Genomic DNA, 19,197 nt, shown 5'->3' on the forward strand with positions numbered 1-19,197 from the left:
TATATTTATCTAGTTTTGAAAGATCCTTGGTTATTTATAAAAGGGGAAACACCTGTTCCCATTCCGAATACAGTAGTTAAGTCCTTTTAACCTGACGATAGTTTTTGTTTACAAAAGCAAAAATAGGATTAGCCAAGGTCAACTTTAGAGGATTAGCTCAGTTGGGAGAGCGTCTGCCTTACAAGCAGAATGTCGGGGGTTCAAGTCCCTCATCCTCTACCAATATCTTAACAACAACAATAACAATGAAAAGGCCAAAATAGCTCAATTGGTAGAGCAACTGACTTGTAATCAGTAGGTTACGGGTTCGATTCCTGTTTTTGGCACCATCATTAATGTCCCGTTAGCTCAGTTGGTAGAGCACTTGACTTTTAATCAAGGTGTCAAAGGTTCGAGTCCTTTACGGGACACCATTTTTTAATTAATTTTTATAAAATAAAATAATTTTTAAAATTGCCTGGATGGTGGAATTGGTAGACACGTGGGACTTAAAATCCCATGGTTAAAAGCCGTGCCGGTTCAAGTCCGGCTCTAGGTACCATTTTAAAAGGGGTTTTAGCTCAGTTGGTAGAGCACCTGTCTTGCACACAGGATGTCAGCGGTTCGAATCCGCTAAACTCCACCATTTTAAAATATTATAGTAATAAATAATAAAATTTAGATAATTTATAATATAAAAGTTTATAATATAAAAAGAGTAACAATAATAAAAAAATACAAAAAAACCAACATAACAAACTAAAGGCGGTGTAGCTCAGTTGGTCTAGAGCGTTCGGTTCATACCCGTGAGGTCGAGGGTTCAAATCCCTCTGCCGCCACCAGTTGGACCTGTAGCTCAGTTGGCCCAGAGCTACCGGCTCATAACCGGTTGGTCGTAGGTTCGAATCCTACCAGGTCCACCATTATTATTTTCAGAGATTGTCGGAGAAATACCCAAGTGGTTTAAGGGGCCAGTCTTGAAAACTGGAAGGTCTGTAAGGACGCGGGGGTTCGAATCCCTCTTTCTCCGCCAAGTTTGTTAAAATGAATTTTATATTTTTTTATAAGTTATATAAATGATCGCGGGATAGAGCAGATTGGTAGCTCGTCGGGCTCATAATCCGAAGGTCGGAGGTTCAAATCCTTCTCCCGCAACCAAAACAATTAATAATATATTAATAATATAAAAAAGAATAAAAAAATTAAAAAAGGTCTGGTGGTGTAGTGGTTAACATGCTTGCCTGTCACGCAGGAGATCGCGGGTTCGAATCCCGTCCGGACCGCCATTTTATTGTATATAAATAAAGGCTCTGTAGCTCAGTCGGTAGAGCAGTGGCTTGAAGAGCCTCGTGTCGGCAGTTCGATTCTGCCCGGAGCCACCATTAGTATTAAAATTTTTATGTTTAAAGTTAAATTTTTTTAAAGAAATTTTGTTATGTTTTTTTATTTTTTTTGATTTGTCATGATATTTATTTCATTTATTGATATAAAAAATGATATAGATTTAGGTAGAAATAAAAAATTGAAAAGAAAAAATTTTTTTTTAAAAAAAATTAATTTTATTATATTGTTTTTTATTTTATATTTTTTACAAATTAATTTAATTTGTGTAAAAGCAATTAACAATAGTGAAAATTTACAAGTTAGTGAATTAACAAAAACATATTCTCAAAAATATAATCACAAAATAATAAATAATGATAATTTAGATAGTAAATTAAAATTTAAAGATGTTTCTGTGGTTTTTAAAGATTTAAAAGAAAAAAATAAATTAATTATTTCTGATATTATTTTTAATACCCAAAATGAAGAAATAGAAATTTTAAAAAAAGAATATAAAAAAGATTTAAATGCTAAACATCCTATTATAGGCTGGAAACATGATTTAGGTTCTTTATTTTCTAAACAAATAAGATTGTTTTATAATATTCATGAAAATGCTAAAACTGTTCCTTGCTCTTCTTTTCAAGAAATTTTAAATTTTAAACAAATAATATTAAACTTATTAGAACATCATATTCCTAAAATAGAAATTTTATTTGATTTTTTAGATATTGCAGGTCTTAAAGAAGAATTTATAGATAATAAATATGATAGAATAGGTCTGGAAAGTGTTTCTTTTTATTCTTTATTGCAAAAAAATCCTGAATTAGGTTGTTTTTATTTTCAAGATGAAGATAGACACAAAATTCATTCTGTTGATATATCTTTTTGTAATTGCAAAACTTCTGGTTATTCAATTGTAGATTTGATTTTTGAAATAATTAATTTTAAAAGCGAAGATTTAATTATTTTCAAACAACATTTAACGAACTATATTAACCATTTAAAACAAATGGATAAAGAAGGAACATCTCAAAAGGACATTGATAATTTAATTGAAGAATTTTTAGCAAATGTTATTGAAATTACTGATATAGAAATTTTAGATAAAAATTTTCTTTTGCATTTGATGAGAAAATTTATTTCTATATTTATACCTAAATTTTTTTCTCTTCATCATTCGATAGATTATAAAAATATAAAACCTTTAAAAGAGATGAAATTAGAGATATCTTCTAAAAAAGAACATCAAACAACAGGTTTTTTGTTGCAAATTGAAAAAAATAACGAAGATGTTTTTTATCTTTGTTTTTATGAAATTTTTTTAGATGAACAAAAAATAGAAGAAAAATTAAAATTAATAGATAAAATTTTAATTTTAGATTCTAAAACACAAGAATATTTATTTTTTAATCATTTATCTATTGATATCAAACAAAATAAAAAGCTATTTATGACAAAAACTAAATTGTTTGGGCTGAAAAAAAAATAAATTAATATGTTGTGCATTTGTGCATTATATATAAATAATGTCTATTATTTATTTAAATTAAAAAGGAAAATTTAATATATGAATTTTTTAAACCAAATTAATCCTCAAAGAATTACTGAAAATGATTTTCTTGTCTTAATTGAGATTTCTAAAGGTAGTAACAAAAAATATGAATTAGATAAAGAAACAGGTTTTTTAAAATTAGATCGTATTTTAAATACTTCTTTTGTTTATCCTGCTAATTATGGTTTTATTCCTTTAACACATTGTGATGATAATGATCCGTTAGATGTTTTTGTTTTATCTAAAGAAGTATTAGAACCAATGGTTATTGTCCAATGTAGACCTATTGGAGTCATTAATATGATTGATAACGGAGAATTAGATGAAAAAATAATTGCTGTTCCTATAAAAGATTCTTTCATGCAAGAATATCAAGATATTAAAAACATTCCAAATGCTGTTTTACAAGAAATAAAACATTTTTTGCATCATTACAAAGATTTAGAACAAAAAAAAGTTGTTATAAAATTGATAGATGACAAATCTAAATCATTAATTGTTATTCGTAAATGTTTAGATAAATACCTACAATTGAAAAAAAATTATAAATAAATTATGCATTTTATTTGCAATATTAAAATCCTAAATTATATTATTGACATTAAATAATATAATTTAGGATTGGATTAAAAAAGTGATTGAAAATAATGATAAAAACAATTTTAATTAATAAAAAAGCTTTTTATGATTATTTTTTAGAAAAAAAATATGTCGCTGGAATTCAATTACTAGGCAATGAAGTAAAAGCTATTCGATTAAAAAAAGTTCATTTAGATAATGCTTATGTTAATGTTCAAAATGATGAAATTTTTGTTTTTAATATGTTTATAGATAAATATGTATTTTGCAATTCATTCGATTACGATGAAAAGAGAAAAAAAAAATTATTATTAAAAAAAAGAGAAATTTTACAAATTAAAAATAAAATCCAAATGAAAGGTTTGAGTGTAATTCCTGTTAAAATTATTTCTGATAGAAATTTGTTAAAATTAGAGATTTATTTAGTGCGTGGTAAGAAAAAATATGATAAAAGGGCAACCTTGAAAAAGAAAGATGATGATGCAAAAATTAAAAAAACTTTATCATATTTATAAAGTATAAAAAGGAAAGATATTCCAACTAAAATAGTTTAATTAATTTTAATTATGAGTTTGTATAATCAAAAAAAATTTCTTATTTTTGGCTATTTAGGCAAATGAATTCTTTTTCTTTAAAAAAATTTTTATCTTTAAAAAAATTTTTATTAGTGATAAATATTGGAAAAAATTTAAAAATAGATGAATTTTTTATAATAAAATTCAAATTTGTCAAAAAATTATTGCTTTATGTAAGTTCATTGAATGTTTTAATTATTTTGTGATTTTCATCAATAAAATTAGTAATTTCGCTTCAAAAGAATTAATTTTTTAAATTATAAGAAGTATTTTGTAATTCTTTAAAAAAATAATAAATTATCTATTTTTTTCCTTTTTATGGTTTATATTTGTATTTAGAATTAATAAATCTATTCAACGGAATAAGTATAAAATAAAAAGAATAAAAAGATTGATATAAAATTAATTAATTTTATATCATGATTAGTTAAAACCTATTTAGCACCTCTAGAATCAGTTTTTTTTAAAGATTGACGCAATTTTCTTCTTGTTCTAATTTGTCAAAATTTTTAGCATTAGCATATAACTGTTAAAAGTTTGAGTATCTGAATCGTGATAAGGATCGAAACAAAACAAATTATTTGCTTTAAATTTTTTTTATGGATCAAATTATTCAAATAAATATTAATTTTAACTAATTAAAAGGAGTATTAAATTTATTTTGAGAAGTTAAACCTTATAAAACTCATTGAAACAAGTTTTGTTGAGAAAGATAAAATATGCCGTTTTTTAAATATTATTCAAACAAAAAATATCTTGGTTTCTAAAATTGATAATAAAATTTTTCTCCTGAAGAATTTAATTTATTTATGTATTTTTTGACTAAATAAATTACAGCATTAGATTTTACTTGCAAAGTTTGTCAAGAAATAATTAATTCTTCATTAATATCAGATAAAATAATTTTTTTAGTTAATAAACTTAAAAAATTATTTTCGCCTTTAAAAAGGTTCAAAATATGTTTTATATTATTATATCCATAAAAATATTTAAAAAAGGTAATAATTGATTTTTTTCGCCTGCTTATTTCACAAATAGTTGGATTTTTGTTTTCGATTCCATTTTTTTAATCTTTTTTATAACATTTATTTTGTAAATCAAATTCGTATTAATGTAAATGAATTAAAAAATATTAAGATCCTCTTAATCGAGGATCTTTTTTTGCTTCATGTTTATTTTTTGTTTTTAATAAATTTAGAAATTTGATTCGTTAATATATTTATATAATCATACCATTTGATTAACCAAATATCTAAGTTACTTTTTGATGTTTTTAATTTGTCTATTGGAAAATCTAAAATAAATTTGTATAAAATAGCTCCTACAAAAATTCCTATAAATATACCTGATAATAAAATTATTAATTTAGTTACAAACATGATTTTTATTTATTAAACCTCTTTTTTATTTATATTTATCTTAATATTTTTTATCAATAGTTTTATTTTTATGACCTTTTTATAAAAATTATTAACATTTTATATTTAGTTATTAATTTTGGATCATACATAATTCTAACATATAATATATATTTTTTATTTTTTATGAAAAATAATATAATTTTTTCTAAAATTTAATATAACTTAAATTCATCAAAATATAAGTTTTTTGTGATATTTCCTTGTTTAAATTATACTATTATTCTTATTTGAATAAAAAATAAAACTTTTTATGTATAAAAATATTTGCAAATAATATTATAATAACTATGTATTTTATTAATTAAAAAATTGTTTTTGTGTGGTTTTTTATTTTTTTAAGTTTAAAAAAGGAGTTTTTATAAAAATGCCGTATATTGATAAAATTTTTGCTCGTGAAATTTTAGATTCTAGAGGGAATCCTACAATAGAAGTAGAGATTCTTACTTTGACAGGTTTTTCAGGAAGAGCTATTGTTCCTTCTGGCGCTTCTAAAGGTGAATATGAAGCGATAGAATTAAGAGACAACGATCCTAAAAGATTTTTAGGTAAAGGTGTTTTAAAAGCGGTTGAAAATGTATCAAAAATCATTGCACCTAAATTACAAAAAATGTCTGTTTTAGAACAAAGTTTGATTGATAAAACTTTAATTGAATTAGACGGAACACATAATAAATCTAAATTAGGTGCTAATGCAATTTTAGGAGTTTCTTTGGCATGTGCAAAAGCAGCAGCTAATTATTTATATTTAGAATTTTATGAATACATAGGCGGCATTCAACCTAAACAAATGCCTGTTCCTATGATGAATGTTATTAATGGCGGTGCTCATGCTTCTAATAATATCGATTTTCAGGAATTTATGATTTTGCCTACTAATTTTTATACTTTTAAAGAAGCCTTACGTTGTGGTGCTGAAGTTTTTCATCATTTAGGCAAAATTTTAAAACAAAAAAACTTACCAACTACTGTAGGAGATGAAGGTGGATACGCCCCTGATTTCAATTCTAATGAAGAAGCATTACAAAATATTATTCAAGCTATCATAAATGCTGGTTATAAACCAGGCAAAGATGTTTTTTTAGGTATGGACGTTGCTGCTTCTGAATTTTATGATAAAGATCAACAAAAATATGTTTTAGCTTCGGAGAATAATAAAATTTTTGATAGCGAAGAATTAGTTGCTTACTATGAAAAATTAGTAGATAAATATCCTATTATTTCTATTGAAGATGGCTTAGATGAAAATGATTGGGACGGATGGAAACTTTTAACAAAAAAATTAGGTCATAAAGTTCAATTAGTCGGCGATGACTTATTTGTTACTAATGTTAATAAATTATCTCAAGGAATAGAAAATAAAATAGGAAATTCTATTTTGATTAAATTAAATCAAATAGGAACTTTAACAGAAACTTTAGAAACTATTGAAATGGCTAAAAAAGCTTCTTATACAGCTATTATTTCACATCGAAGTGGTGAAAGCGAAGACACTACTATAGCTGACTTAGCTGTTGCTACTAACGTAGGGCAAATAAAGACAGGTTCTATTTCAAGAACCGACAGAATAGTTAAATACAATCAATTATTAAGAATCGAAGAAAAATTACAAAACGCTCCTTATTTAGGATTAAAAAGTTTTTATAATTTAAAAAAATAATTTTTTTATTCAAGTTAAATAAAAAAATTAATTAAAAGTGAGGTTTTTTTGAATAAATTCGTAGGTTTAATTATTTTGGATGGGTTAGGGTTATCAGCTAAAAAAGAAAATAACGCTGTTTATTTAGCTAAAACTCCTTATTTAGATTATCTTTTAGCTAATCATCCTAATACTACTTTAAAAGCTTCTGGATTAGAAGTAGGATTGCCAGAAGGTCAAATGGGTAATAGCGAAGTAGGACATTTAAATCTAGGTTCTGGAAGAGTTATCGATCAATATTTAACAAAAATAAATAAATCTATTAATGATGAATCATTTTTTTTAAACGAACAGTTTTTAAAAGCGATTAATCATGTTAAACAACATAACAGCAAAATACATTTGTTAGGGTTAATTTCAGACGGAGGAGTTCATTCTTATTTACCACATTTTGAATCTTTATTAGATTTAATGAAAAAACATCAAGTAGAAGATAGAACTTATTTACATGCTTTTACAGATGGAAGAGATACTGAGCCTTATTCAGGTATAAAGTATATGCAACAAATTTTAAATTATGGTTTTAAAGTTGCTTCTGTAAGTGGTAGATATTTTGCTTTAGATCGTGATAATAACTGGGATCGTATTAATTTGGTTTATAACATGTTAACTTCGCATCAAGCATCTATAATTAAATCTCCCTTAGAAGGAATTCGAAATTCTTATACAGAAGGCATTAGTGATGAATTTATTCAGCCTTTTATTGTAGATGAACAAGGACTTATTGATGATAATGATAGTGTTATTTTTGTAAATTTTCGTTCTGATCGCATTATCCGTTTGGCAGTGGCTTTATCGAATCCTTCAATGACTTCGCATTTTCAAACCATAGGAAAACAATCTTTTCAAGGTAATAAATTAATCAAAAATATTTTTTTAGTTACTATGACTTTTTATTCTCAATATGTTTCGGGCGTCGTTGCTTTTAAATCAGCAAACTTAAAAAATATTTATGGCGAAATTATTTCGTCTCATGGACTACATCAATTAAGAATTGCTGAAACAGAAAAATATCCTCATGTAACTTTCTTTTTTGATGGCGGAAAAGAGCAAAATTTTTTGAACGTGGATAATATTCTAGTTCCTTCACCTAAAGTTAAAACTTACGATTTAAAACCAGAAATGAGTGCTTTTATAATTGTTGACAAAGCTAAAACAGCTATTTTATCTCAAAAATATCAAACTATGATTTTAAATTTTGCCAATCCAGATATGGTAGGTCATACTGGTTCTTTAGAAGCAACAATTAAAGCTGTTGAAACAGTTGATAAATGTTTAAAAGAAGTCGTAAAGGTTATTTTAAAAATTGGCGGAATTGCTTGTGTAGTAGCTGATCATGGTAACGCAGAACAAATGGTAGATGATAGAGGTGAACCACATACTTCTCATACAACTAATTTAGTACCTTTTATTTTGATTAATAAAAAATGTAATTTAAGAACGGGTTCTTTATGTGATGTGGCTCCTACTTTATTAGAGTTACTTGAGATTTCGAAACCTCAGGAAATGAAAGGCCAAAGTTTAATTTTGCATTAATTTCAAAATTTATTTTTACAAAAATAAATAAAAAATGAATATATTTATAATATTTTTTTATTTTAAATCAAAGATTTTTAAATTATTTTTTTAATAAAAAAATCAATTTATATTTTTTTATTCTTTTTTCTTAAAAAAAGAATGTAAAATTAAATTTGTAAAATAATATTAAGATAAATTGAATAAAAACAAAGGAATTATTGTGAATGACAAATAAAGAAGAAGCTCGCAAAATAGCAGTTTTAACTTCAGGCGGCGATTCACCAGGAATGAATAGTGTAATTAGAGCTATTTTAATATCAGGCAACAAAAATAATTATGTCATATATGGTATTAAAGATGGTTATTTAGGATTATATAATGATGAAATAGAGATATTAAATTTTAATAAATTGCCATTATGTGCAATTAATAGAGCGGGAACTTATTTAGGCACTGCCCGCTTTTTGTCTTTTCAAAAAGATTTAAATGTGCGTCAAAAATGTGTTCAAAATTTAAAAAAAAGGGGCATTGACAAATTAATTATTATTGGTGGCGATGGTTCTTATCGTGGAGCTATGAAATTAGAAGAATTAGGCATAAAGTGTATAGGAATTCCAGCGACTATTGATAATGATATTAATAAAACAGATTTTACAGTCGGTTTTAGTACAGCTGTTAATAATGTAATGAATGCTATTGAAAAATTACGTGATACTTCTTTATCTCATAATAGATGCATTATTATTGAAGTCATGGGTCGTAATAAAGGAGACTTAGCTTTATATGGTGGACTCGCTACGAATTCAGATTTGATTATCACAAGAGAAAATCTTATTCCAAAACAACTTATTTTAGACAAAATTAAAAATTTAAAAATACAAAATAAAAGACATGTGATTGTAGTTATCACTGAAAACATATTAGATGTTTACCAATTGGCTAAAGAAGTGGAAAGTTATAGCGGATTTGAAACAAGAGCTCAAATTTTAGGACATATACAAAGAGGTGGTTCTCCTACTGTAGAAGATCGTATTTTAGCAATACAAATGGGAACTTATGCTTTAAATTTATTAAAACAAAATATTCACAATTGTGCTGTAGCAATAAATAAAAATGAATTAATTCATGTTAATTTTGAAAATATTTTAGATGTTGCAAATGTTCGTAATCCGCTTTTGGATATTTTTTAATATGTATAAATAAAGCAAACTTATTATTTGCTAAATATATTAAAAATTTTTGTTTTTACAAAAATAATTATTTTTGTATTTAAATAAAATAAATGTAGGCAGAATTAATTCAAAAAATATATAAAAGGAGATATAAAATGCTAAAAACACTGCATAATTTAGATATCTCTAAAATTGTAAATAAAAAAATTTTATTAAGAGTTGATTTAAATGTTCCTTTAGAAAAAGGTAATATAACTGACGATAATAGGATTAAAGCTATTTTACCTACTTTAGAATATCTTATAAAAAATAAAGGTAAAATAATTATTTTTTCTCATTTAGGCAGAATTAAAACAAAAGAAGATTTACAAAAATTTAGTTTACAAAAAGTATCAGAAAGATTATCTTTTTATTTAAACCAACAAGTAGTTTTTGTTCCAGAAACTAGAGGTGAATTATTAGAAAGAGAAATTAATAAATTACGTCTTGGTTCTGTTTTGATAGTTGAAAATACCCGTTTTGAAGATTTAAATGACAAAAAAGAAAGTAAAAATGATATCCAATTAGGAAAATATTGGGCCTCATTGGGAGATGTTTTTGTGAATGATGCCTTCGGAATTTGTCATCGTTCACATGCGTCTAATGTAGGTATTGCTACTTATATTTCGGAGAAGTGTTTTGGTTTTTTAGTAGAAAAAGAAATTAATTTTTTACATAAAATTGTTAATTTACCTCAAAGACCTTTAATAGTTGTTTTAGGGGGTTCTAAAGTATCTGATAAGATTAAAATTATTGAAAATCTTTTAAAAAAAGTGGATTTTCTTTTGATTGGTGGGGGAATGTCTTTTACTTTTTTAAAAGCTCGTGGTTTTGAAATAGGGAAAAGTTTATTAGAAGACAATGAAATTACTTTAGTTCAAAAAATATTATCTTCTTCTGAAGGAAAAAAAATTATTTTACCTCAAGATTTTGTTTGCGGAGAAAAATTTTCACCAGAAACTGAAGCAATTATTTATGATTATGATAAAATTCCTTTTGATATGATGGGTTTGGATGTTGGCCCTAAAACTATTTCATTTTTTAAATATTATCTTATGTCTGCTAAGACCATTTTATGGAATGGTCCATTAGGAGTTTTTGAATTTGAAAAATTTGCTCAAGGAACACAAATGATAGCTCAAATAATAAGTGAATTAAAAAATAAAATCATCACAATTATTGGTGGCGGAGATAGTGCAGCAGCTGTAATTAAATTTAAATTAGAAAATAATTTTAGTCATATTTCTACTGGGGGCGGAGCTTTTTTAAAATATTTAGAAGAAAAAGAGATGCCAGGGTTGACATGTATTGAAAGTATTTAAAGAAAGTTGGAAAATTATGAAAAAAAAAATAGCAATTAACGGTTTAGGACGTATTGGAAAATTATCATTTCGTGCTTTATTTAGCAATCCTCAAATTGATATTGTAGCTATTAATGATTTAGCTACACCTGAAACTCTAGCTTATTTATTAAAATATGATAGTATTCAAGGTCGTTATAAAATCGATGATATTCATTTTGAAAAAGATGCTTTGATAGTGGAAGGTAAAAAAATTTTTATTTTTCAAGAAAAAGATCCAAAAAATTTGCCTTGGAAAGCTTTAAGAATAGATATAGTTTTAGAATGTACTGGGTTTTTCACAAGCGAAGAAAAAGCTAAATTACATTTAGAAGCTGGATCCAAAAAAGTTTTAATTAGTGCTCCAGCTACTAGCGATAATATTAAAACAATTGTTTTCAATGTTAACGATGATATTTTAAATAAATCAGATAATATTGTTAGTGGCGCTTCTTGTACAACAAATTGTTTGGCACCAATTGTAAAAGTTTTAAATGATGAGTTCGGTGTCAATCAAGCTTTTATGACTACTGTTCATAGTTATACAAATGATCAATCACTTATAGATCAAAATCATCCTAAAAGCATTTGGACAAGAAGGGGAAGAGCTGCGGCATCAAATATTGTCCCTAGTTCTACTGGTGCTGCCAAAGCTATTGGTTTAGTTATTCCTGAATTAAAAGGTAAAATAGATGGAATAGCAATTAGAGTTCCAACTTTAAGTGGTTCTTTAGTAGATTTGACAGTTGAATTAAATAAAGAAGTTACTCTAGAAATACTTAATAATTTGTTTCAAAAAAAAGCTAATGAAACTTTAGCTTATATTCAAGATCCGATTGTTTCATCTGATATTATTGGAACAAGTTACGGCTCATTATATGATTCTAATGCGGTTCAAGTTTTAAAAGACAAACCTCGTTTTGTTAAGTTAATTTCTTGGTATGATAATGAAATGAGTTATGTAAGTCAATTAGTACGTTTACTTAATAAAATGACTTGTTTGATTTAAAAAACAAAATAATATTAATTTGTTTTAAATAATTTGGATAATTTTTTTATTTCTTAAAAAATAAAATTTAATGAATTTTTATTTTTTAAGAAAGTTATAATTTAAATATTGGACTTTAATCCCAGAAAGGAAATAAAACGAGTGTTAACTTCAGATAGAAAAGTTATTGATAAAGCTCATGAAAAAGGATACTCGATTATTCAAGTTAATATTAATAATTTGGAATGGATAAAAGCTGCCTTAGAAACAGTAGAAGAATTGAAATCTCCAATTATTTTAGGAGTTTCTGAAGGAGCTGCTAAGTATATGGGCGGTTTTAAAACAGTATTTTCTTTAGTCAAAAATCTAGATGCTTTTTATAATATTTCTGTTCCTGTTATTTTACATTTAGATCATGGTTCTTATGAAGGGGCATATCAAGCTTTAGAAGTAGGGTTTAATTCAATTATGTTCGATGGAAGCTGCTATCCTTTTGCAGAAAATTTAAAAAAAACAGAAGAAATTGTAAAAGCTTGTCATGCAAAAGGTCGTTTAGTTGAAGCTGAAGTAGGTAGTATCGGCGGCGAAGAAGATGGCGTTATTGGTCAAGGAGAAATTGCTGATCCTTATGAATGCTATCAAATCGCTCAATTAGGAGTTGATATGTTGGCTGCTGGAATCGGAAATATTCATGGTAAATATCCTTCTGATTGGAAAGGACTGAATTTGGATGTTTTTAAAAAAATTAGAGATTTAACTAATAATAAAACTCCTTTAGTGCTTCATGGAGGCACTGGTATTCCAGATGAAATGATCCAAAAAGTAATCCCTTTAGGAGTAGTTAAAATAAATGTTAATACCGAATTCCAAATTTCTTTTGCTCAAGCAACTAGAAAGTATATTGAAGAAAAAAAAGATTTAATGAATAAAGGTTTTGATCCAAGAAAATTATTAAAACCAGGTTATTTAGCTATTAAAGAGGAGCTAAAAAAAAAATTAATTCTTTTTAAAAGTATAAATCAATCTTAATTTTTAAACAAATACAAGGAGTATTATATAGATTTTAATGAATTTTAAAAAAAGAATGTTTTTTTTTGATATTGATAACACTATTTTAAGCTCTCAGTCTCAAAAAATTTTACCCCAAACTATACGCACTATTAAAATTTTAGCTGAACAAAAGAATACTATTTTAGGGATCGCTACAGGGCGTAATATTAAAAGATTAAATGTTTTAGGTGATATGCTACCTTATTTTAAACATTTAGTTTTGTTTAACGGTGGTTTAACTAAAGTTTATGATGAAGTAATTGATGATCAAGCTTTCAAAATAGAAGATATTCAATATTTGATTAATAAATCTCATGAATTAGGCATTAGAATCGGAATGACTAGTTTGTATGAAGAAGTTGTGCCTAGTGAACAAGATTTAATCCCGTTAATTTTAGGCCAAAGATGCTGCACCAATAAACATTCTATTGTAGCTCCAAGTTTTCATTTATATAATAAAGTTTATCAAATTTGGCTTTTTGAAACTGATTTGGTAAAACTTCAATTTTTTATTAAAGAATTGACACAATTCGAAGTATACTATTGGAGAACTCGTTGTGGAGTTGATTTGGTTCCTAAAGGTATTAATAAAACTCATGGTATCAAACAAATTAAAAAATTATATCCAGAACATAAATTAATTTGCATGGGTGATGGTGTAAATGATATTGATATGATTAAGTTATCAGATATTGGTATTGGTTTAGGAAATTCTGATTACGAAGAAATTAAAAAAAATTCTAGTTTAATAGCTCCTCATATTGAAGAAGATAAGCTTTATGATTTTTTTAAACAGAATAATTTGTTTTAATTCATAAATAAATTTTTTATTATAAAATATTTATATTTTGTTAAATTTATTGATTTTGATAAAAAAAAGAGTTTAAAAACTCTTTTTTTTTTTTTTTTTTTAATTTAAATTAAAGTTTTTTGTTTTTTTATATTAAATAATTTTTATATGATAAAATATATAATATTTGTGTTAAAAAAAATAAATTTATAATAAAGTTTTTTAATCAAAATATTTTAAAATTTTGTTCTATTTGATTTATATTCTACTAAAAATAAAATAAAGGTAGCAACATAAATTATGAAAAGATATAAAATTGATAGATTAATAAACCTTAAATATTATTTTTTTTGTTTTTTGATTTTTTTGTTTTTTTGTACAACGAATATAGTTCGTGCAGAACAACAATACACTTTGGGGTTAGTACCTTCAAAAGATTTAAGGCGCGCCAACATAAATGATTTAAAACAATTAGTTATAAATTCTATAAATCAAAAAATTTTTTCAATCGATGAAAAAGACAAACAATTTATTTTAAAAAATATGCCATTATTTAAGATTATTGAAACAAGTAATAATTTTCCTTCTGAAAATTCTTTTTTTGTATCTGATGATCAATATTATTTTAAATTAGGTTTAAATAAAACACATGATAGTAATAATTCAACTCAAAAATACAAATTTCTTTTTAAGTATAAAAATAAATTAGATAATTTAATTCAAAAAACTGATTTAGGAGAAATATCTGAGTCAAGTGAAACAGAAATTATTCGTCAAGTCAAAAGATTAAATCCTTCTTTAAGTCAAATTAATTTAAAAGTTAAAGGACATCCTAGTTCTACAGGTGTTTATGTTGCTTCAGATAAACATACAGATATAGTTCCTGTTAAATACAAAAATATAGATATAGAACAAAAGCGAAGTAAACATAATTTTTTGCATTCCAATAAAATAATTGATATTATTTTGATATTTATATTTATTTTGTTAATATTGTGTTTTATTTTATAAATAAAAATAATAAATTACTGATTTTTATTTTATAATAAAATGATAGTTCTGTAGGATTAAATATGAATATTTTTGAATTGTTATTATTTTATTAAAATTTATATTTTATATATTTTTTTAAAAAAATATATATAAAATATAAATGTATTATTAAAAATATAATTTTATACAATGTTATTTTATATTTCTTTTATAGGATAATATTTTAAAAATAAGTTATTATAAAAATTTAATATCAAAATTATAAGATATTTTAAAATAATTTATAAATTAATACTTTTTTATTTAAAAAAATAAATTTTTATTTTAGATAAAACATTAATAATAATATTTTAAACATTTATAAAAAAATTAGAATAATATGTTTTATATTTTTTTAAAAAAGATCTAGAAAGTTTATATTACTAATGAAAATAATATCTATTAATTCAGGGAGTTCTTCTTTAAAATTTAAATTATTAAATATGCCTGAAGAAAAATTGTTTTGTCTGGGTTCTGTGGAAAAAATAGGTTATGATGATGCCATTTTTAATATTGAATTTAAAGAACAAAAAATTAAAAAACAATTATTAGTTAGCGATCATTATCAAGCTATTCAATTAATATTAGATGCTTTGGTAGAAAATAAAATTATTAATTCTTTGCAAGATATTCAAGCCATAGGGCATAGAATTGTTCAAGGTGGAGAAATTTTTCAAAATTCTGTTGTTTTGACAGACGAAAATATTTGTAAAATAGAAAGTTTGAATGATTTAGCTCCTTTGCATAATTTCGCTAATGTTTTAGGTATTAAATTGTTTAAAAAGATTTTGCCAAAGGTATTACAAGTAGGTGTTTTTGATACTACTTTTCATCAAGAGATGCCAGAACAAAATTTTTTATATGCTGTTCCTTATGAATGGTATCGAAAATATAAATTAAGAAAATATGGTTTTCATGGTATTTCTTATCAATATGTTTCTCAAAGAGTTGAACAACTTTTAAAAAAAACTAATTTAAAAATGATTATTTGTCACGCAGGAAACGGTGTTTCGTTAGCCGCTATTGAAAATGGTAAATCTGTAGATACATCAATGGGATTAACTCCTTTAGAAGGTGTTCCTATGGGCACTAGAAGTGGAAACATCGATCCAACTGCTATTTTTTATATTGCTAAAAAAGCAGATAAAAATTATAAAGACATTTTGGATATTTTAAATAAGAAATCAGGAATGTTAGGTATGTCTGAAGTTTCTAATGATGCGCGAATTTTAGAAGATAAAGTAATGCAACGTGATAAACAATCTATTTTAGCTTACGAAATCCAAATTAAAAGAATAGTTGATTATATTGCGAGTTATTATGTTTTGTTAAAAGGAATAGATGTTTTAGTTTTTACAGCCGGCATAGGCGAAAATTCTTCTTTTTTCCGTCAAGAAATAATCAAAAAATTAGAAGTTTTAAATATTTATTTAGATCCTGAATTAAACAAACAAAAAGGTGAAAAAGTTATTTCTAGTGAGATGTCTTCTATTAAAGTTATGATTGTTCCAACCAACGAGGAGATAACAATTGTTCGAGAGGTTTTTGCTTTAAGCAAAAAGACAATAAATGTAAAAAATAATAACTAAATAATTTTTTCAATTTCCTTTTATTTATCTACTTTAGTTTCGACTGAAGTAGATTATTTTATATATATCCGGAGGAATACTCAAGTGGTTTAAGAGGCTCGCTTGGAAAGCGCGTAGATCGTTTTAGATGCAAGGGTTCGAATCCCTTTTCCTCCGCCAAATAATTTATTTTTTATATTTTGGTTAAGTTATATTTTTAAAAACATTTACATATAATGTTTTTTCGAAAAACATTATAAAGGAAGTAAAATTATTTATATGAAGCAATATTTAGAATTATGTTTTTTAATATTAAATAAGGGTATTATAAGAACAAATAGAACTGGTGTGAAAACTCAAGGAATTTTTGGACATCAAATGCGTTTTGATTTAAATAAAGGTTTTCCTTTAATAACTACTAAAAAAATGTATTTAAAAGGTATTATTCATGAATTATTGTGGTTTATTAAAGGAGACACTAATATTAGATATTTAGTGCAAAATAATGTTAATATTTGGAACGAATGGCCTTATCAAAAATATACCCAATCTCCTTTATTTAAAAAAGAAACTTTAGAAGAATTTATTAAAAAAATTAAAAAAGATAAAAATTTTGCTAAAGAATATGGAGAATTAGGTCCTATTTATGGAGAACAATGGCGTAATTTTGCAGGCGTTGACCAATTACAAAAAATTATTCAAGAAATTAAAATAAATCCTTCATCTAGGCGTTTAATTATTTCTGCTTGGAACCCTCCTTTAATAGACAAAATGCTATTACCACCTTGTCATGTTATGATGCAATTTTATGTAGAAAATGATAAACTTTCTTTGCAATTATTTCAAAGAAGCGGAGATGTTTTTTTAGGGATCCCTTTTAATATTGCTTCTTATTCATTATTTTTAATTATGATAGCTCAAATTACTAATTTAAAATCATATGAATTTATTTATACTTTGGGTGACGCGCATATTTATGAAAACCATTTAGAAAAAATTAAAATTCAAATTAAACGCAATCCCCATCCTTTATCTAAAATAATTATAAATTCTAATGTTAAAAATATAGAAGATTTTAAATTTTCAGATTTCCAATTAAAAAATTATATTTCACATAATGCTTTGAAAGCGAAAGTGGCAGTATGATAAGTTTAATTGCGGCTGTGGATTCGAATTTTTTAATTGGAAAAGGCGATAAAATACCATGGCATTATAAAGAAGATCTTTTATTTTTTAAACAAAAAGTGGCAAATCAAAGTGTTTTAATGGGCTTAAATACTTATCAATCTTTAAAAAGTTATTATAAGGATAAATCTTTCCCTTTTAATAAAATATATGTTGTGAGTCATTCTCCTATTTTAGATTCTAATGTTAATTGGGTTTCAAATTTAAAGGATTTTTTAGAAAAATATAAAGTGTCAAAAGACAATATTTTTGTTATTGGTGGTAGTCAGATTTATCAACAATCTTTTGAATATGCTGATGTAATGTATATTACTCATGTTCTTAAAAGATATCAAGGTGATATTTTTTTTCCTTGTTTTGATTATACAAAGTATTTGATTCAAGATAAAAAAATAATACCAGAATTGATTTTTGTCACTTATAGAAGAAAATTAAATTAAGGATTCAGAATATGTTTACTTGTATTTTTATTATATCCGTTGTGTTTTTAAATATTGCTCGTTTTTTATTTGCAACACAACTTGATATGATATTGGTTTCATTTTTATCCTGCATTTTATGGTTTTTAATTACTTTGGTTTTATCATGGATTTTTATTTTAATTATTTTATTTTTAGCATTTTGGTTTTCTAAAAAATTAAGAGTTGATCACCCTTTAAGACAAAAAATTATTGGTAGTATGTCTAAATTAATCATACGTTTTTTTTGTATTAAAGTTATTGTTCATAATAAACATTTAATTCCACTTAATGGCAGATTAATTATTTATTCTAACCATAAAAATAATTTTGATCCTTTTGTTATCGCTTCTATTTTCCCTAGGACTATTTCTTTTACTCCAAAAGATGAATTGTATCGTGGAAAGTTTGGATGGTTTTTGAGTTATTATTTGAATGCTTCGAATTGCATTAAAATTACAAGAGGAAATGATAGAGAGATTATTCAAAATATTTTAAAAAGTTTGGATAACATTAAAAAAAATTTAGCGATTGTTGTTTTCCATGAAGGGGGAGTTAAAAATGTTGTTAATGATAAAATTAGTCATTCTTTAGATGGTTCTTTTCAAATAGCTCTCAAAAGCGAATCAAATATTCTTCCTATTACGTTAAGAGGAAGTTATGCTATGCGAGGCAAATGTTGGTTTCGAAATAAAAAAGTAGACATTTTTATTCATCCTGTTTTAAATTTTGAAAATTATAAAACTAAAAGTACTAAAGAAATAAATACAACAGTTACTCAAATAATTAATTCAGTTTTATGATTATTCTTTTTTAAAAAAATTAATGCTTTGTATTCATGTAATTGTTTTGGTATATTGTAAAACTTTAACTGCTTTTTTTACTAAAGAAAAACAAAGATTGGATGTAATTTTGAATATTTTATAAAG

The 19,197-nt window shown here is 24.8% G+C and carries 16 protein-coding genes, 12 tRNA genes and 1 rRNA gene; 28 read left to right on the forward strand and 1 reads right to left on the reverse strand.

The window, feature by feature from the left end; translation table 11 throughout:
* The first annotated feature begins 24 nt into the window (after nucleotides 1-24).
* The 15 genes from rrf (at nucleotide 25) to smpB (ending at nucleotide 3,951) form a co-directional block, all read left to right on the forward strand.
* Nucleotides 25-139: ribosomal RNA gene (rrf, locus tag Q2306_RS00395) — 5S ribosomal RNA — on the forward strand.
* A 7-nt stretch (nucleotides 140-146) separates the two neighbouring features.
* Nucleotides 147-222, forward strand: a tRNA-Val gene (locus Q2306_RS00400).
* Nucleotides 223-253: 31 nt separating this feature from the next.
* Nucleotides 254-329, forward strand: a tRNA-Thr gene (locus Q2306_RS00405).
* Between the two features lie 8 nt (nucleotides 330-337).
* Nucleotides 338-413, forward strand: a tRNA-Lys gene (locus tag Q2306_RS00410).
* A gap of 42 nt (nucleotides 414-455) precedes the next feature.
* A tRNA-Leu gene (locus Q2306_RS00415) sits at nucleotides 456-541 on the forward strand.
* Between the two features lie 8 nt (nucleotides 542-549).
* Nucleotides 550-625, forward strand: a tRNA-Ala gene (locus Q2306_RS00420).
* A gap of 118 nt (nucleotides 626-743) precedes the next feature.
* A tRNA-Met gene (locus tag Q2306_RS00425) sits at nucleotides 744-821 on the forward strand.
* Between the two features lie 3 nt (nucleotides 822-824).
* Nucleotides 825-902: transfer RNA gene (locus Q2306_RS00430), tRNA-Ile, on the forward strand.
* A 21-nt stretch (nucleotides 903-923) separates the two neighbouring features.
* Nucleotides 924-1,012 (forward strand) — tRNA-Ser (locus Q2306_RS00435).
* A 48-nt stretch (nucleotides 1,013-1,060) separates the two neighbouring features.
* Nucleotides 1,061-1,137: transfer RNA gene (locus tag Q2306_RS00440), tRNA-Met, on the forward strand.
* 52 nt (nucleotides 1,138-1,189) lie between these two features.
* Nucleotides 1,190-1,265: transfer RNA gene (locus tag Q2306_RS00445), tRNA-Asp, on the forward strand.
* 20 nt (nucleotides 1,266-1,285) lie between these two features.
* Nucleotides 1,286-1,361: transfer RNA gene (locus tag Q2306_RS00450), tRNA-Phe, on the forward strand.
* A 140-nt stretch (nucleotides 1,362-1,501) separates the two neighbouring features.
* On the forward strand, nucleotides 1,502-2,794 hold the full coding sequence (locus tag Q2306_RS00455; RefSeq protein WP_323847786.1) for a hypothetical protein: 1,293 nt from the start codon (nucleotides 1,502-1,504) through the stop codon (nucleotides 2,792-2,794).
* 78 nt (nucleotides 2,795-2,872) lie between these two features.
* Nucleotides 2,873-3,409 carry an inorganic diphosphatase gene (locus tag Q2306_RS00460; RefSeq protein WP_323847787.1) on the forward strand — a complete coding sequence of 179 codons (537 nt, stop codon included), beginning with the start codon at nucleotides 2,873-2,875 and terminating at the stop codon, nucleotides 3,407-3,409.
* A 95-nt stretch (nucleotides 3,410-3,504) separates the two neighbouring features.
* The gene (smpB, locus tag Q2306_RS00465; RefSeq protein WP_323847788.1) at nucleotides 3,505-3,951 is read left to right on the forward strand and encodes an SsrA-binding protein SmpB; all 447 of its coding nucleotides are present in this window, start codon (nucleotides 3,505-3,507) and stop codon (nucleotides 3,949-3,951) included.
* A 1,232-nt stretch (nucleotides 3,952-5,183) separates the two neighbouring features.
* Here smpB and Q2306_RS00470 read toward each other — a convergent pair.
* Nucleotides 5,184-5,390 carry a hypothetical protein gene (locus tag Q2306_RS00470; protein ID WP_323847789.1) on the reverse strand — a complete coding sequence of 69 codons (207 nt, stop codon included), beginning with the start codon at nucleotides 5,388-5,390 and terminating at the stop codon, nucleotides 5,184-5,186.
* 406 nt (nucleotides 5,391-5,796) lie between these two features.
* On the opposite strand from Q2306_RS00470, the gene eno reads away from it, so the two are divergent.
* From eno to Q2306_RS00535, 13 genes are all read left to right on the forward strand, one after another.
* Complete coding sequence (eno, locus tag Q2306_RS00475; protein ID WP_323847790.1) at nucleotides 5,797-7,089, forward strand: phosphopyruvate hydratase; 1,293 nt, start codon at nucleotides 5,797-5,799, stop codon at nucleotides 7,087-7,089.
* 48 nt (nucleotides 7,090-7,137) lie between these two features.
* Nucleotides 7,138-8,664 carry a 2,3-bisphosphoglycerate-independent phosphoglycerate mutase gene (gene gpmI / locus Q2306_RS00480; protein ID WP_323847791.1) on the forward strand — a complete coding sequence of 509 codons (1,527 nt, stop codon included), beginning with the start codon at nucleotides 7,138-7,140 and terminating at the stop codon, nucleotides 8,662-8,664.
* 206 nt (nucleotides 8,665-8,870) lie between these two features.
* Nucleotides 8,871-9,836: an ATP-dependent 6-phosphofructokinase gene (locus tag Q2306_RS00485; RefSeq protein ID WP_323847792.1), complete on the forward strand. Its 966-nt coding sequence runs from the start codon at nucleotides 8,871-8,873 to the stop codon at nucleotides 9,834-9,836.
* Nucleotides 9,837-9,973: 137 nt separating this feature from the next.
* Nucleotides 9,974-11,179: a phosphoglycerate kinase gene (locus Q2306_RS00490; protein ID WP_323847793.1), complete on the forward strand. Its 1,206-nt coding sequence runs from the start codon at nucleotides 9,974-9,976 to the stop codon at nucleotides 11,177-11,179.
* Nucleotides 11,180-11,195: 16 nt separating this feature from the next.
* Nucleotides 11,196-12,206 carry a type I glyceraldehyde-3-phosphate dehydrogenase gene (gene gap, locus Q2306_RS00495; RefSeq protein WP_323847794.1) on the forward strand — a complete coding sequence of 337 codons (1,011 nt, stop codon included), beginning with the start codon at nucleotides 11,196-11,198 and terminating at the stop codon, nucleotides 12,204-12,206.
* Nucleotides 12,207-12,347: 141 nt separating this feature from the next.
* Nucleotides 12,348-13,214, forward strand: coding sequence for a ketose-bisphosphate aldolase (locus Q2306_RS00500; RefSeq protein WP_323847795.1), 867 nt, complete (start codon nucleotides 12,348-12,350; stop codon nucleotides 13,212-13,214).
* 37 nt (nucleotides 13,215-13,251) lie between these two features.
* Complete coding sequence (locus Q2306_RS00505; protein WP_323847796.1) at nucleotides 13,252-14,046, forward strand: HAD-IIB family hydrolase; 795 nt, start codon at nucleotides 13,252-13,254, stop codon at nucleotides 14,044-14,046.
* A gap of 279 nt (nucleotides 14,047-14,325) precedes the next feature.
* Nucleotides 14,326-15,036 (forward strand): hypothetical protein, encoded by a 711-nt coding sequence (locus Q2306_RS00510; protein WP_323847797.1) that lies wholly within the window; start codon nucleotides 14,326-14,328, stop codon nucleotides 15,034-15,036.
* Between the two features lie 407 nt (nucleotides 15,037-15,443).
* Entirely contained in the window at nucleotides 15,444-16,646 is a 1,203-nt protein-coding gene (locus Q2306_RS00515) for an acetate kinase (RefSeq protein WP_323847798.1), read from the forward strand.
* Between the two features lie 70 nt (nucleotides 16,647-16,716).
* Nucleotides 16,717-16,805 (forward strand) — tRNA-Ser (locus Q2306_RS00520).
* A 99-nt stretch (nucleotides 16,806-16,904) separates the two neighbouring features.
* Nucleotides 16,905-17,771: a thymidylate synthase gene (locus Q2306_RS00525; RefSeq protein WP_323847799.1), complete on the forward strand. Its 867-nt coding sequence runs from the start codon at nucleotides 16,905-16,907 to the stop codon at nucleotides 17,769-17,771.
* Complete coding sequence (locus tag Q2306_RS00530) at nucleotides 17,768-18,250, forward strand: dihydrofolate reductase (RefSeq protein ID WP_323847800.1); 483 nt, start codon at nucleotides 17,768-17,770, stop codon at nucleotides 18,248-18,250. The genes Q2306_RS00525 and Q2306_RS00530 overlap by 4 nt, the downstream gene beginning before the upstream one ends.
* Before the next feature lie 11 nt (nucleotides 18,251-18,261).
* Nucleotides 18,262-19,071, forward strand: coding sequence for a lysophospholipid acyltransferase family protein (locus tag Q2306_RS00535; protein WP_323847801.1), 810 nt, complete (start codon nucleotides 18,262-18,264; stop codon nucleotides 19,069-19,071).
* Nucleotides 19,072-19,197: the final 126 nt, after the last annotated feature.

It is taken from the genome of Phytoplasma sp. (assembly GCF_035187685.1).
Lineage (GTDB): Bacteria > Bacillota_I > Bacilli_A > Acholeplasmatales > Acholeplasmataceae > Phytoplasma.

Excerpts from the sequence above, each read along its gene's own strand:
- Q2306_RS00460 (WP_323847787.1), top strand. The coding sequence starts at position 2,873 with ATGAATTTTTTAAACCAAATTAATCCTCAAAGAATTACTGAAAATGAT.
- smpB (WP_323847788.1), top strand. The coding sequence starts at position 3,505 with ATGATAAAAACAATTTTAATTAATAAAAAAGCTTTTTATGATTATTTT.
- Q2306_RS00470 (WP_323847789.1), bottom strand. The coding sequence starts at position 5,390 with ATGTTTGTAACTAAATTAATAATTTTATTATCAGGTATATTTATAGGA.
- eno (WP_323847790.1), top strand. The coding sequence starts at position 5,797 with ATGCCGTATATTGATAAAATTTTTGCTCGTGAAATTTTAGATTCTAGA.
- Q2306_RS00485 (WP_323847792.1), top strand. The coding sequence starts at position 8,871 with ATGACAAATAAAGAAGAAGCTCGCAAAATAGCAGTTTTAACTTCAGGC.
- Q2306_RS00490 (WP_323847793.1), top strand. The coding sequence starts at position 9,974 with ATGCTAAAAACACTGCATAATTTAGATATCTCTAAAATTGTAAATAAA.
- gap (WP_323847794.1), top strand. The coding sequence starts at position 11,196 with ATGAAAAAAAAAATAGCAATTAACGGTTTAGGACGTATTGGAAAATTA.
- Q2306_RS00505 (WP_323847796.1), top strand. The coding sequence starts at position 13,252 with ATGAATTTTAAAAAAAGAATGTTTTTTTTTGATATTGATAACACTATT.
- Q2306_RS00510 (WP_323847797.1), top strand. The coding sequence starts at position 14,326 with ATGAAAAGATATAAAATTGATAGATTAATAAACCTTAAATATTATTTT.
- Q2306_RS00515 (WP_323847798.1), top strand. The coding sequence starts at position 15,444 with ATGAAAATAATATCTATTAATTCAGGGAGTTCTTCTTTAAAATTTAAA.
- Q2306_RS00525 (WP_323847799.1), top strand. The coding sequence starts at position 16,905 with ATGAAGCAATATTTAGAATTATGTTTTTTAATATTAAATAAGGGTATT.
- Q2306_RS00530 (WP_323847800.1), top strand. The coding sequence starts at position 17,768 with ATGATAAGTTTAATTGCGGCTGTGGATTCGAATTTTTTAATTGGAAAA.
- Q2306_RS00535 (WP_323847801.1), top strand. The coding sequence starts at position 18,262 with ATGTTTACTTGTATTTTTATTATATCCGTTGTGTTTTTAAATATTGCT.